10 protein-coding genes are annotated in these 14,154 nt (G+C 69.7%); 7 read left to right on the forward strand and 3 right to left on the reverse strand.

The features are described from left to right. The first annotated feature begins 138 nt into the window (after positions 1-138). Positions 139-1,164 (forward strand): LacI family DNA-binding transcriptional regulator, encoded by a 1,026-nt coding sequence (locus tag AC3A46_RS12330; protein WP_487665441.1) that lies wholly within the window; start codon positions 139-141, stop codon positions 1,162-1,164. After that, positions 1,161-3,296 carry an alpha-galactosidase gene (locus AC3A46_RS12335; RefSeq protein ID WP_487665442.1) on the forward strand — a complete coding sequence of 712 codons (2,136 nt, stop codon included), beginning with the start codon at positions 1,161-1,163 and terminating at the stop codon, positions 3,294-3,296. The genes AC3A46_RS12330 and AC3A46_RS12335 overlap by 4 nt, the downstream gene beginning before the upstream one ends. 18 nt (positions 3,297-3,314) lie before the next feature. On the opposite strand, the gene AC3A46_RS12340 is transcribed toward AC3A46_RS12335, so the two are convergent. Beyond that, positions 3,315-4,280 carry an acetylxylan esterase gene (locus AC3A46_RS12340; RefSeq protein ID WP_487665443.1) on the reverse strand — a complete coding sequence of 322 codons (966 nt, stop codon included), beginning with the start codon at positions 4,278-4,280 and terminating at the stop codon, positions 3,315-3,317. 161 nt (positions 4,281-4,441) lie between these two features. Next, positions 4,442-4,894, reverse strand: a complete 453-nt coding sequence (locus tag AC3A46_RS12345; RefSeq protein ID WP_056370784.1) for a GNAT family N-acetyltransferase — start codon at positions 4,892-4,894, stop codon at positions 4,442-4,444. Positions 4,895-5,040: 146 nt separating this feature from the next. Between AC3A46_RS12345 and AC3A46_RS12350 the strand changes: the two genes are divergently transcribed. Continuing rightward, complete coding sequence (locus tag AC3A46_RS12350; RefSeq protein WP_487665444.1) at positions 5,041-7,269, forward strand: NADP-dependent isocitrate dehydrogenase; 2,229 nt, start codon at positions 5,041-5,043, stop codon at positions 7,267-7,269. A 204-nt stretch (positions 7,270-7,473) separates the two neighbouring features. On the opposite strand, the gene AC3A46_RS12355 is transcribed toward AC3A46_RS12350, so the two are convergent. Beyond that, positions 7,474-9,297 carry a L,D-transpeptidase gene (locus AC3A46_RS12355; RefSeq protein WP_487665445.1) on the reverse strand — a complete coding sequence of 608 codons (1,824 nt, stop codon included), beginning with the start codon at positions 9,295-9,297 and terminating at the stop codon, positions 7,474-7,476. Between the two features lie 219 nt (positions 9,298-9,516). On the opposite strand from AC3A46_RS12355, the gene AC3A46_RS12360 reads away from it, so the two are divergent. The 4 genes from AC3A46_RS12360 to AC3A46_RS12375 all read left to right on the forward strand — a co-directional run bounded on the left by AC3A46_RS12360 (position 9,517) and on the right by AC3A46_RS12375 (position 14,115). Then, positions 9,517-10,716, forward strand: a complete 1,200-nt coding sequence (locus AC3A46_RS12360; RefSeq protein ID WP_487665446.1) for an ROK family transcriptional regulator — start codon at positions 9,517-9,519, stop codon at positions 10,714-10,716. Positions 10,717-10,823: 107 nt separating this feature from the next. Next, complete coding sequence (locus tag AC3A46_RS12365; RefSeq protein WP_487665447.1) at positions 10,824-12,158, forward strand: extracellular solute-binding protein; 1,335 nt, start codon at positions 10,824-10,826, stop codon at positions 12,156-12,158. 77 nt (positions 12,159-12,235) lie between these two features. Further along, positions 12,236-13,195, forward strand: a complete 960-nt coding sequence (locus AC3A46_RS12370; RefSeq protein WP_487665448.1) for a carbohydrate ABC transporter permease — start codon at positions 12,236-12,238, stop codon at positions 13,193-13,195. Next, positions 13,195-14,115, forward strand: coding sequence for a carbohydrate ABC transporter permease (locus tag AC3A46_RS12375; RefSeq protein ID WP_487665449.1), 921 nt, complete (start codon positions 13,195-13,197; stop codon positions 14,113-14,115). The genes AC3A46_RS12370 and AC3A46_RS12375 overlap by 1 nt, the downstream gene beginning before the upstream one ends. Positions 14,116-14,154 lie beyond the last annotated feature (39 nt).

Raw genomic sequence — 14,154 nt, forward strand, 5'->3', positions numbered from 1 at the left:
GCAAGAAACAAGCTCCCTGAACTGGGATAATTTCGTAATCCAGTCATCGAGCGGCAACCCGATGTCTGAGCAATGTCCTACGTGGACATTTCCGGCCGGCAGGTGCTAGCGTGAACCCCGCCGGCAAGGAGGCCTTCGATGACCGTTCAGCAGCGCGCGACGCTCGAAGACGTCGCGCGGCTCGCGGGAGTGAGCTCGAAGACGGTCTCGCGCGTCTTCACGCACCGCGACCTCGTCGCGCCGGAGACCGTCGAGCGCGTGCTCGGCGCCGCGAAGCGGCTGCGTTTCCGCCCGAACCCGCTGGCGCGCAATCTGCGCCGCGGCGGCCCGACGAACACGATCGGGTTCGTCATGGGCGAGCTGAACAACCCGTTCTATTACAAGCTCGCCGCCGGCATCGAACGCGAGCTGTCGGCGCACGGCTTCTCACTGGTCGTCGCGACCACCGACGACACCGCCGAGGGAGAGGAGCGCGTCGCCGACGCCCTGCTCGGTCAGCGCCTGGGCGCGCTGCTGCTCATTCCGGTCGCCGACGACCAGTCGTATCTCGAAGGCGAGCGCCATCTCGGCACGCCTGTGATCGCGATCGACCGGCCGGCACGCAACCTCGTGGCCGATTCGATCGTGCTCGAGAACCACCGCGGGGTCTTCGACGCCACGACGCGGCTGCTCGAGCGCGGCCACCGGCGCATCGGCTACATCTGCAACCCGGCGTCCGTCTACACGCAGGCCGAGCGCCTGCGCGGCTATCGCGACGCCCTGGCGGCATACGGCATCCGCGACTCCTCGGCGTGGGAGCGCCTCGAAGACGACCTGTCGCGACCCGCGGACGGACTCATCGCCGATCTGCTCGACCGCGACGACGCGCCCACCGCCATCATCACGGGGAACAACCGCGTCACGATCGACGCGCTGCGCGTGCTGCGCGACCTCCACGACGACGGTCGCACGGCCCTCGTCGGCTTCGACGACTTCGACACCGCCGACGTGCTCGGGGTGACGGTGATCAGCTACGACCCGCTGGCGCTCGGCAGGGCCGCCGCGACGCTCGCGATCGAGCGCATGCAGGATCCCGCCGGCTTCACCCGCCAGCTCGAGATGCCGACCTGGATCGTCGAGCGCGGCACCGGCGAACGCACCCCCGCAGAGAGGACCACCGCATGACCCCCGGCTTCATCCGTCTCGAGAGCGAAGGCGTCGGCGTGCTCGTCGATGCCCGGGGCCCGGGTCTTCCGCACGTGCTGCACTGGGGTGCGCCCATCGGCGGGATCACGGATGCCGATGCCGATGCCCTCGCGAAGGCGCTGAGCCGCCAGACCGCCCCGGGCACGCTCGACGCCGCATGGCAGGTCTCGCTGTCCCCGCAGGAGGGCGACGGCTGGACGGGGCGCCCCGGGATGCAGCTGCGCCGCGACGGCGTCGTGCACCACCCGCGGTGGGACGTGACAGGCGTCGAGGCCGACGAGCGGTCGTTCACCGTCGAGGCGCGGGATGCGGCATCCGGCCTGCGTCTGTCGATCACGGTGGGCGTCGAGGCCGGCGGCGTCGTGTGGGTGCAGCACACGCTCGCGCACGAGGGAGCGACGGATGCTGCGCCGGTCGACGTCGACTGGCTCGAGGCGACGCTGCCGGTGCCGACGACGACCGACACGCTGCTGACGTTCGACGGTCGCTGGACGCGCGAGAAGAGGCCCGTCGTGACGTCGATGCCCGCCGGCGCCACCGTGCGGCAGACTCGTCGCGGCCGCCCAGGACACGACAACCCGGTCGCGGCGATCGCCGGGATCGGAGCGCCACGCTGGCAGGACGGCGCCCTCTGGGGCGTCCACCTCGCGTGGTCGAGCGACCTGACGACGCGGATCGACCGCGTCACCGACGCGGTGACGCTCATCGGCGCCGGCGAGCTGCTGCGCCCCGGCGAGATCCGGCTCGCACCGGGCGACGAGTACCGTGCGCCGCGGACGGCCTTCGTGCACTCGGCCGAGGGCCTCGACGGGTTCGCGCACCGCGTGCACACGTGGCTGCGGGCGCGGCCGCAGCATCCGTCGTCCGTCCGTCCTCTCGTGCTCAACACGTGGGAGGCGGTGTACTTCGACCACGACGCCGAACGGCTCGCCGCGCTCGCCGAGCGCGCAGCCGCGGTCGGCATCGAGCGGTTCGTGCTCGACGACGGGTGGTTCCAGGGTCGTCGCGACGACTCGACGAGCCTCGGCGACTGGGTCGTCGACCGGGCGGTGTGGCCCGACGGTCTCGGTCCCCTCGCGGCGCTCGTGCACGAGCTGGGCATGCAGTTCGGGCTGTGGTTCGAGCCCGAGATGATCAGCCTCGACTCCGACGTGGCGCGCGCCCACCCGGAGTGGCTCCTGCACCACGCAGGTCACCTCGAGCACGATCCGGCGGTGTCGTGGCGCGGGCAGTACGTCATGGATCTCGCGAATCCGGCCGCCTACGCCCATGTGCTCGCACAGATCGACGCGCTCGTGGGCGAGCTCGGCATCGACTTCATCAAGTGGGACCACAACCGCGACCTCGTCGAGAGCGTGCACGACGGGCGCCCCGGCGGGCACGCCCAGATGACGGCGGTCTACGAGCTCATCGCGGAGCTGAAGTCGCGGCATCCGTCGCTCGAGATCGAGTCCTGCTCGAGCGGCGGTGCACGCACCGACCTCGGGATCCTCGAGGTCACCGACCGGGTGTGGGCGAGCGACTCGAACGACCCGGTGGAACGCCAGGACATCCAGCGCTGGACCGGTCTGCTGCTGCCGCCCGAGCTCGTCGGCGCGCACGTCGGCCCGACGACGTCGCACTCGTCGGGGCGCACGACCGCGCTGTCGTACCGCATGGCGACGAGCCTCATGGGCTCGGCCGGGTTCGAGTGGGACATCCTGTCGTGCGACGACGACGAGACCGCCACGATCACGCGGTTCGCGGCGCTCTACAAGGAGCTGCGGCCGATCGTCCACGGCGGACGGATGCTGCACCCCGAACTGCGCGATCCCGCCTGGCGTGCGACAGGCTTCGTCACGGACGACGCGGCGGTCGTCGTCGTGGCGACGGTGGCGAGCCTCGAGGATGCTCGCGCCGAGCGCCTGCGCGTGCCCGGGCTCGATCCGGACCGTCGTTACCGTGTGCGCGTGCGCCGCGAGATCGGCGCGGCCGCGTACGGCTGGATCGCGCCGGAGTGGTTCACCGCCGGCGAGATCGAGCTGCCGGGGTCGCTGCTCGCCGAGGTCGGCCTGCAGCTGCCCACGCTGTGGCCGCTGCAGGCGTTCGTGCTGCACCTCGAGGCCCTCTGACCAGGGCCACGGTTCGGATCAGAGCGACGCGAGGAAGCGGGCCTGCTTCGGGAACTGGAACGCCTGGCCGCCCTCGTGGCCGTTGTGCGTGTAGACCTCGATCTGCTTCGCCGGGTTGGCGTGGCGGTTGAACGCCGCGTACACGGTCGACGGGGGGCAGATGGTGTCCATGAGAGCGACGGAGTACAGGGCCGCAGCATCCGCTCGCTTCGCCATGTTCACGCCGTCGAAGTACGACAGCGTCTCGAACACGCGCTCGTCGCGACCTCGATGCACGGCGAGGTACCGCACGACCTCCTGGTAGGGGTCGTCGCCGGTGAGACCGACGGCGCGCTCGAAGTGGCAGAGGAACGGCACGTCGGGCATGACCGCGACGACGCCGTCCGACAGTCCTGCCGCGGCGATGGCGATGCCGCCGCCCTGGCTCGCGCCGCACACGGCGATGCGGCCGGCGTCGACCTGCGGGAGCGTGCGCACGGCATCGACGGCGCGCACCGCATCGGTGAAGACCCGGCGGTAGTAGTAGGTCTCGGGATCCTCGATGCCGCGGGTCATGAACCCCGACGACGAGGGGCCGGTGCCGTGCGGGTCGACGGTGTCGCCGCCCGAGCCCCACATCGAGCCCTGGCCGCGCGTGTCCATGAAGAGGTGGGCGTAGCCGGCGGCGGCCCAGCCGAGGCGCTCGCCGGCGAGACCCCGGCCCCCTCCGTACCCCTGGTACTCGACCACCGTCGGCAGCGGCCCGTCGACGCTCGCGGGCAGCGTCAGCCACGCCTTGACCGGGTCGCCGCCGAAGCCGGGGAACGTCACGTCGAAGATGTCGACCAGCGTGTACGGCGTCTCGAGGCGCACGACGTCGGGGGAGGCATCCCACTGCCGCGACTGCGCGAGCGTGTCGGCCCAGAAGGCGTCGAAGTCGGCGGGTTCGCGAACGTCGGGGGCGTAGTCCGCGAGCTCAGCGGGGGACAGATCGAATCTCGGCACGCGCTCACCCTAGCGCGTCGTGCGGAAGCGTTTCGACGGTCGGGACCGAGAAGGCGACGGGGTCTCGATGGGGGAGGGGTATTCGAGGCCCCGCCGCCGGTCTCTGAGCGCCCGGCGGGCGCTGTGTGGGGAAGTCTTCGGGTCGATCGTGCGGCTCGGCGTCAGAGGCGGATCTCTGCGATCACTTCACCGTACTCGGTCTCGCCGACCGGTGTGAAGCCCACGCGCTCGAAGAATGCCTGCGGACCGCCTTCGCCGGCCTCGTAGATGACGTTCACGTGATCCATTCCGCGGTTGCGCGCCTCTTCGAGGAGCCCTGCGACGGCGAAGCGGCCCACGCCGCGGCCCTGGTCGTCGGCGTCGACGTTGATGCGCCACAGCACCGAGCGGAAGTGCTCCTGCGGGTCGTCGAGGTCGAAGTTGCCGCTGACGAACGCGACGACCTCCTCGCCGTCGACCACCACGCGCTGCCAGGTCGTCTGCGGGTTCACGACCGTCGCCGCGATGCCGTAGCTCACCGGCGAGAGGTATTCCTCCTGGCCGGGCTTGAGCGACATATTGTTGACCGCCACGATGGTCGCGGCGGACAGTTCGACGAGTCGCAGATCACCCATGGACCACAGGCTAGCCCTCATGGCGGCATCCGGCATCGTCCGCACGTCGGATTAACACGGTGTTCATACGCCGAAGTATCTTGACGTCGAGATATCTCGGCCGCTTGCGATAGGCTGAACGCCGACCCGCAAGAAGGACGTGACTGGTGACCGACTCGACCATCATCTACACCTACACCGACGAGGCGCCGGCCCTCGCGACCGCCTCGTTCCTGCCGATCGTGCAGGCCGTGACCAGCCAGGCGGGAGTGGACGTCGAGACGCGCGACATCTCGCTCGCGGGCCGCATCCTCGCGGCGTTCCCGCAGAGCCTGACGCCCGAGCAGCAGGTCGGCGACGCGCTCGCCGAGCTCGGCGGCCTCGCGACGCTCCCCGAAGCCAACATCATCAAGCTGCCGAACATCTCGGCCTCGATCCCGCAGCTGAAGGCCGCGATCGCCGAGCTGCAGTCGCAGGGCTACGACATCCCGGACTACCCGGACGAGGCGCAGTCGCTCGAAGACAAGGACGTGCGCGCCCGCTACGACCGGATCAAGGGCTCGGCCGTGAACCCCGTCCTCCGCGAGGGCAACAGCGACCGTCGTGCGCCGCTGTCGGTCAAGAACTACGCGCGCAAGCACCCGCACCGCAACAAGGCCTTCGGCGAGGGCTCGAAGACCCGCGTCGCGACCCTCGGCCACGACGACTTCAAGTCGAACGAGAAGACCACGGTCATCCCCGCCGACGACGTGCTCTCGGTCCGCTTCGTCGCGACCGACGGCACGGCGACCGAGCTCAAGACGGGCATCAAGGTGCTTCCCGGCGAGATCGTCGACGGCACGTTCCTGTCGGCGGCCGCGCTCGACGCGTTCCTCGCCGAGACGCTCGAGACCGCCAAGGCGGAGGACGTCCTCTACTCGGTGCACCTCAAGGCCACGATGATGAAGGTCAGCGACCCGATCATCTTCGGCCACGTCGTGAAGGCCTACTACGCCGACGTGTTCGACCGTTTCGGCGACAAGATCGCCGAGGCCGGCCTCACCCCGAACGACGGCCTGGGCGCGATCCTCGCGGGCCTCACGAACGTCGAGGGCGGCGACGAGATCGCCGCCGCGTTCGCCGCGGCCACCGACACCCCGCGCCTGTCGTACGTGAACTCCGACAAGGGCATCACGAACCTCCACGTGCCGTCCGACGTCATCGTCGACGCGTCGATGCCCGCCCTCGTCCGCAACGGCGGCAAGCTGTGGGGCGCCGACGGCGGCGAGGCCGACACGCTGGCCGTCATCCCCGACTCGTCCTACGCGGGCGTCTATCAGACCGTGATCGACGACGTCATCGCGCACGGTCCGCTCGACCCGGCGACGATCGGCACCGTCCCGAACGTGGGCCTCATGGCGCAGGCCGCCGAGGAGTACGGCAGCCACGACAAGACGTTCGAGCTCGCCGCGGCCGGCACCGTCCAGGTCGTGAACCAGGCCGGCGACGTGCTGCTGGCACACGAGGTCGCTCCGGGCGACATCTGGCGGGCGACCCAGACGAAGGACGTCGCGATCCGCGACTGGGTGAAGCTCGCGGTCACCCGCGCCCGCGCCACCGGTGCGCCCGCCGTGTTCTGGCTCGACGAGAACCGCTCGCACGACGCGGCGCTCATCGCGAAGGTCAAGACGTACCTCCAGGACCACGACACCGACGGCCTCACGATCGAGATCCTCGCCCCCGCTGCGGCGACCCAGTACTCGCTGGACCGTCTGCGCACGGGCGAGGACACCATCTCGGTCACCGGCAACGTGCTGCGGGACTACCTCACCGACCTGTTCCCGATCCTCGAGGTCGGCACCAGCGCCAAGATGCTGTCGATCGTCCCGCTCCTGGCGGGCGGCGGCCTGTTCGAGACGGGCGCGGGCGGCTCGGCCCCCAAGCACGTGCAGCAGCTGCTCTCCGAGGACTACCTGCGCTGGGACTCGCTCGGCGAGTTCTTCGCGCTCGCCGCGTCGCTCGAGCACCTCGCCGACTTCACCGGCAACGCCAAGGCGCGTGTCCTCGCCGACACGCTGGACGCGGCGACCGGCACCTTCCTCGAGAACGACAAGTCGCCCGGACGCGCCCTCGGCACGATCGACAACCGCGGCAGCCACTTCTACCTCGCCCTCTACTGGACGCAGGAGCTCGCGACGCAGCAGACCGACGCCGACCTCGCGGCGGCGTTCGCCCCGGTGGCCGAGGCGCTCGCTGCGAACGAGCAGAAGATCGTCGACGAGCTCCTTGCGGTGCAGGGGGCGGCCGTCGAGATCGGCGGCTACTACCGCCCCGACGCCGAGCTGGTCGCCGGTGTCATGCGCCCGTCGCAGACCTTCAACGAGGTCATCGACGCCCTGCTCGATCAGCGGAGCTGATCGAGCAGGAAGCCCGGTCGTCGAGCGTCCCACGCGTCAGCGGCGGACCTGTCGAAACGTGAACGCCTGACGTACGAGAGGGCGGATGCTGCCGCATCCGCCCTCTCGTCGTGTCCGGGCGCGTTGATCCCGAGGCCGCGCAGTCCCGCCTTCGGACTTCGCCGACCCGCGCGGCGGCGGGTCAGCGTGGAGGTGTGAGCGCGGTCAGGCGTGAACCCAGACCTCGGTGCCGCGCGCCGTCCAGTCGTAGACGAACTTGGCATCGTCGTTCCACATGTTGACGCAGCCGTGGCTCTGCGGAAAGCCCAGGCGGCTTCGGAAGTTCGAGGCGCCGTGGAACGCGATGTCGGGTGCGAACCAGGTGATCCACGGCACGTCCTCCGTGCAGTAGCTGTTCACCGCGGCCGGGTTGTAGCACAGCGCGCCCATGTCCTGCACGCGCGTGAAGGCGTTCACGGTGAAGCGGCCGGTGGGCGTCGGCGTGCCGGAGAGGCCCGACGAGATCGTGTACGAGGCGACCACGTTGCCGTTCTCGAAGAGGGTCGCCGTCTGGCTGGAGAGGTCGACCTCGACGGTGCGGGCGAGCGTGGCGACGACGGGCGCGACCTCGGTCACGGGCGTCTCGAACACCGCGTCGCCGGCGGCCAGCTGCGTGGCGAAGTCGGAGGCGAAGTTCGTGGTGTCGCCGACCTCGCGCCCCGAGATCCCCGGCGCCTCCTCGCGGAGGACCTTGCCGGCCGAGTTGGTGATGACGGCGCCGTTCTCGGCCGGCCGATTGATCGCGGCGGGAAGACCGTCCACCGCGGCCTGGATCGCCGCCGTGTCGGCAGTGATGTAGTACGCGGCGTTCTCAGGGTCGGGCGCGACGGTCAGCCAGGCTGCCAGCGTCGCGCGGTCGATCGGCACCGTGCGCTCTTCACCCACATAGAATCCGGCCGTGTCGAGCATGCCGTTCAGCTGGGCGACGGTCGCGTCGGCGGTCTCGGTCGAGATGTCGGCGGGGACCTCGGACGAGACCGGGTCGAGCTGCACGCGCGTCTGGCCGGCCTCGAAGGCCGCCTGGATGGCGCCCTGGACGGCGGCCACGTCGATGCCCGCACCGGCGACGGCCGGCGTGGAGACATACGACGCGGTGGCCGCATCGAACGCGAGCGTCGCGTCGGTCGGCTCGGTGTAGAGCTGCGGTGCGACCTCGCGGAGGGCCGCGGTGGCGGACGCCGGGTCGAGCTCGATCTCGGCATCGGTGGCGGCGAACCACGCGGTGGGGTTCCACATCGGGTGCTGCGCGAACGCGGCGTCGGCGAGTGCCTTCGCGTCGACCGCGGCGCCCAGTTCGGCGCCGGTGACCTCGGCGTCCGCGCCGGCGCCGGTGAGCACGACCGTGGTCTCGGCCAGACGCTGCTCGATGGCGTCGACTGCCGCGCCAGGCGTCAGCCAGCCGACCGGCACCCCGGCGACCGTGGTGCCGGGAGCGATGAGCACCAGCGACGAGACGACGAGACCGACCACGGCGACGCCCGCGGCTGCGCCGACCCAGATCGCGGTGCGCTTCTTCTTCGGCTGGGGCTCGGCCGGCGCCCACGCGAAAGTGGGGGAGGCGTCGGCCGGAGCGGTCCCGGTGGCCGTTGCGACAGCGGTCGCGGGCTCGGCGGAGAGGTCCGCGGTGGGTGCGAGTGCCGTCGCAGCGGCGGGGACGCTCGCGGTCGTCGCGACGGCGACCGTCTCGGCATCGGCATCGGCATCGGCATCGGCATCGGCGTCGGCGTCGGCGATGCCGGATGACTCGGGCTGGGCCTCGTCGGTGGAGGCGCCCTCTTCAGCGGCTCGGGGTGCAGACGCCTCGTCGGCCTCGACCTCGGTATCCGCCGGGGCCTCAGCATCCGTCTCGTCAGCATCCGTCTCGTCCACGGCATGCGAATCCGTGGCGTCCGCCGTTGCGGCCCGCTCGTCCTCGACGGCCTGATCGGCCTGGACGGCGTCATCGCCGGAGGCCTTCCCGGCCTGCGACCCGGTCGCCAGATTAGTCACGCCACACCCCCGACTGTGAACAACGCTTCCCCCCATGGTAGGCGACGCGCCTGGGTGTCGAGGTCACGGGCTGGTCACGCACGAACCGCCGGTCACAGGCGGAAACCCGTGACTGCTTCGAGGACGATCCGAAGACGGAGGATCACGGTTTTGTAAAGCATCCGCCCAAATCGGGTCGAAGACTTGCGAAAAGTTAGTTCGTAAGGTCTACTAACAAACATGTCCCACACGGAAGCGCGACGCGGCCCTTCCCTCGTCGACGCGCCGCAGAGCCCCGCCACGAATGCACGGGCGTTCGCCCCCGGACGCACGCTCCGCCAGGGTGCGAAGGTCCTTCCCGAGCACGCGCGCGGCCACAACCGCTCGCTCGTGCTGCAGACCCTGTTCCACCAGGGCGCGATGAGCCGCGCCGATCTGTCGCGTGAGACGGGTCTCACCCGGGTCACGATCTCCGACCTCGTCGCCGAGCTCATCGCCGACGGGTTCGTCGCCGAGATGGGGGTGCGCGAGGCCTCGGGTCCCGGCAAGCCGGCGATCCTCGTCGACCTCGACCACGCCGGTCACCGCATCGTCGGGCTCGACCTGTCGGGCAGCGACACCTTCATCGGCGCCGTCCTGACCCTCGACGGCGGCATCGTCGCGCGCCGCGAGGTCGCGGTGCCCGCGGCCGATGCTCTCGTCGACACCGTCGTCGAACTCGCCCGCGCGCTCGTCGCCGAGTCGCACGCGCCGGTGCTGGGCGTGGGCGTCGGCACCCCCGGTGTCGTCGACGATCGCGGTGTCATCCTCACCGCTCCCAACTTCGGCTGGGCCGGCTTCGACCTGGAGGGTGCACTGCGCAACGCCCTCGGCGTTCCCGTCCTGGTCGCCAACGACGCCAACGCAGCCGTGCTCGCCGAGTACACGTTCGGCGGCGCTCCCGACGACGTGCTGCTCGTCAAGGTCGGACGAGGCGTCGGCTCCGGGCTGCTGCTGGCGGGCCAGCCCATGCGCGGCAGCCGCTTCGCCGCGGGCGAGATCGGCCACGTCACCGTCGGCACCGACGGCGGCCCGCAATGCGCGTGCGGCAAGGTCGGATGCCTCGAAGCCTGGCTCTCGGTGCCGTCGCTGACCTCGCGACTGAACGCGGCGGCCGATCCCGCCGCCCACGAGGGCATCCTCCGCGACGCGGGTGAGCGGCTGGGCATCGCCCTGGCCCCTGTGGTCGGTGCGCTCGACGTGTCGGAGATCGTCCTCTCCGGCCCCCCTGAACTCCTCGGCGGCTCCCTTGCGGAGCAGACCGTCGAGACACTCCGCGCGCGCACGCTCGCGCCGTCCGTCGACGAAGGCGTGCGAGTGCGGATGACGGAGCAAGGCCAGGACATCGTCCTGCGCGGCGCGGCCGTCATGGTCCTGTCCGGACAACTCGGGGTGTCCTGACAGAGCACGGAACTCCGGGGCCTCCCCGGAACCCCGATTCCCCCCGGATGGGCCACCCGGCCCACCCGAACATCAGAAGAACACACACACACACGAAGGAACACGCCATGAAGAAGACGCTCGGAGCTGTGGCGCTCATCGGCGCCTCCGCACTGGTGCTCGCCGGCTGCGCCGGCGGGAACACGGCCGGTGGACCCGATGACGTCTCGGGGTTCGACCCCGAAGGCGCCAAGGACCAGGACATCACGTTCTGGGTCATGGGTGGCGACACCCCGGATGAGCTGCGCGAGTACCTCAAGGACGAATACACGGCGGCCACCGGCGGCACGCTCACCATCGAGGAGCAGTCGTGGGGCGACGCGCTGACGAAGCTGGCCAACCAGCTCCCCGATGCGAAGAACACCCCCGACGTGACCGAGATCGGCAACACCTGGTCGCCGACCTTCACCACCTCGGGCGCGTTCAGCGACCTGAGCGGCGTCTACGACGATCTGGGCGGCGACGACCTGCTCCAGTCGTTCGTCGACATCGGCACGGTCGACGGTGCGCAGTACGCGCTTCCGTACTACTTCGGCTCGCGCTACATCACCTACCGCAAGGACATCTGGGAGGCCGCGGGCCTCGACGTGCCCTCGACCCTCGAGCAGTTCAACGAGGACGTCAAGACGCTTCGCACGGTCGACCAGTCGGGCTTCTACATCGGTGGCGAGGACTGGCGCAACGGCGTCTCGTGGGTCTTCGCCAACGGCGGCGAGCTTGCGAAGAAGGACGGCGACAAGTGGGTCTCGACGCTCAGCGACGCGAAGACCATCACGGGCCTCGAGCAGTTCCAGGACCTGTTCGAGAACGCCTCGAACGCTCCGGCCACCGAGGACGACAGCACTCCGTGGGTCAACATCAACAACGACAAGAACGGCAACCCGCCGACGGCCGCCACGATCATCGCACCCGGCTGGGCGCACTGGTCGATCGGCGACTTCGTCGAGGAGAAGACCGCTGACGACGGCACCGTGACCGAGGTCCGCGAGTGGAACGACGACACCTTCGGCGTCTTCCCGCTGCCCGGCACCACCGAGGGCGAGGCGGCTCCCGTCTTCGCCGGCGGTTCGAACCTCGGCATCTCGGCCAAGAGCGAGAACCAGGCCGGCGCCAAGGAACTGCTGCGCATCATCTACTCCGACGAGTACCAGCAGATGCTCGGTGAGAACGGCCTCGGCCCGGCGAACACCAAGTTCGTCGACTCGCTCGGCGACGACATCTTCGCCTCGGCGCTCATCGAGTCGGCCCTGAACTCGAAGCTCACCCCGGCGGCGCCGGGCTGGGCCGCCGTCGAGGGTCAGAAGATCCTCGAGGAGTTCTTCGGCAAGGTCGCGTCGGGTGGCGACATCCCCGAGCTCGCCGCGGAGTACGACGAGAAGATCGACGCCATCATCAACGGCTGAGACCTTCAGCACTCCCGGGGTCGCGGACACGCGTCCGCGACCCCGGTCCCCTGCGAGACCCCCTGAAGGAGGCGGGCATGGCGGTTCCTGCCCCCACCAACCTCGAGCGCGACACCCGGCACGTCGACGAATCCGTCGGCGCCCGGCGCCGCTCACCTGTTCCCCTGTTCCTGCTGATCCCCGCGATCGCCATCCTGCTGTTCGGCATGGGCTATCCGGTCGTGTGGCAGGTCATCACGTCCTTCCAGAAGTACGGCGCCCTGCAGCAGCTCGGCGGCAAAGCCCCCGACTTCGTCGGACTCGACAACTACATCGCTGTCGCCACCAGCCCCACGTTCTGGGAGGTCGCGCTCCGTTCGGTGATCTTCTGCCTCGTCACGGCTGCCGTCACCGTCGTCATCGGCATGGCGCTCGCGCTGCTGATGACCCGGGTGCCCTCGGGCGTGCGCATCACCTTGCAGATCGCGCTGCTGCTGGCATGGGCGATGCCCGTGGTCGCGGCCATGACCGTCTGGATCTGGCTGTTCGACCGCCGTCGCGGCGTCGTCAACTACCTGCTCGATCTCATCCCCGGCGTCGACATGAACCAGTTCAACTGGATCGGCGGCGAGCCGTTCGTGTTCTTCATCGTCGCGTCGGTGATCGTGACGTGGATGTCGGTGCCCTTCGTGGCCTTCTCGGCCTACGCCGGCCTCACCCAGGTGTCGACCGAGATGGTCGAGGCCAGCCAGCTCGACGGTGCGACGGGATGGCAGCGACTGCGCTACATCGTCCTGCCGATCATCCGTCCGGTGATCATGATCGTGCTGCTGCTGAACCTCATCTGGGACCTGCGCGTCTTCACGCAGATCACCATGCTGCAGGACGCCGGCTCGAACTCGAGCGACTACGACCTGCTGGGCACGTACATCTACAAGATGGGCGTCGCCGGCCTGAACTTCGGCCAGGGCGCTGCGATGGCGATCTTCGTGCTCGCGCTCACGATCGTCCTCAGCTGGTTCTACATCCGCAGTCTTCTGAAGGAGGACCAGGCCTGATGTCCGCGTCCGCACAACTCGCGCCCACGACCGCGCCGCCGGCCCGCTCGGGCTCCTCCCGCACCTCCGCGACCGTTCCGAAGCGCCGCCGCCGTGGTGCGGGAGCGACCTGGGGCTGGAGCATCCTGGCGATCCTCGTCGCCCTGATCTGGGTGTTCCCGGTCTACTGGATGGTCAATTCGTCGATGCTCTCGTCGGCGACGCTGGAGTCCTTCACGCCGACGTTCCTGCCCTTCGGCGGTTCGTTCGCCAACTACCTGGCCGTTGTCGACGGCTCGTTCTTCGGCGCGCTCGGCATCAGCATCTCGGTCACGCTCATCGCGGTGTTCTTCTGCCTGCTGTTCGCGTTTCTCGCGTCGGTGGCGATCAGCCGGTTCCGCTTCCGGGGCCGCACCACGTTCGTGCTGGCCATCCTCATCATCCAGATGCTCCCGGCCGAGGGCCTGTTCATCGCGCAGTACAAGATGATGAGCGAACTGGGGCTGCTGTCGAACGTCTTCGGCCTGAGCCTGCTCTACATCGCGGCCGTCGTGCCGTTCACGGTGTGGATGCTCCGCGGCTTCGTCACCGGTGTGCCCGCCGAGCTCGAAGAGGCGGCGATGGTCGACGGTCTCAGCCGCACCCAGGCCTTCATGCGCATCACACTGCCCCTGCTCGCGCCCGGGCTCGTCGCATCCGGCGTGTTCGCCTTCCTGCAGTGCTGGAACGAGTTCACGGTCGCCCTCGTGATCATGAACGCCGAGAACCAGACGCTGCCGCTGTGGCTGCGCGGCTTCGTGCAGCAGAGCTCCAGCCGTGCGATCGACTGGGGCGAGGTGATGGCCGCCTCGACCATCGTCGCGATCCCGGTCATCGTGTTCTTCGTGATCGTCCAGGGCCGCATGACCAGCGGACTCGTCGCGGGGGCGGTCAAGGGCTGATGCGCGCGAACGACAACGCCGCCTCCCACGGGGAGGTCG

Source organism: Microbacterium sp. Soil_C_42 (assembly GCF_057656735.1).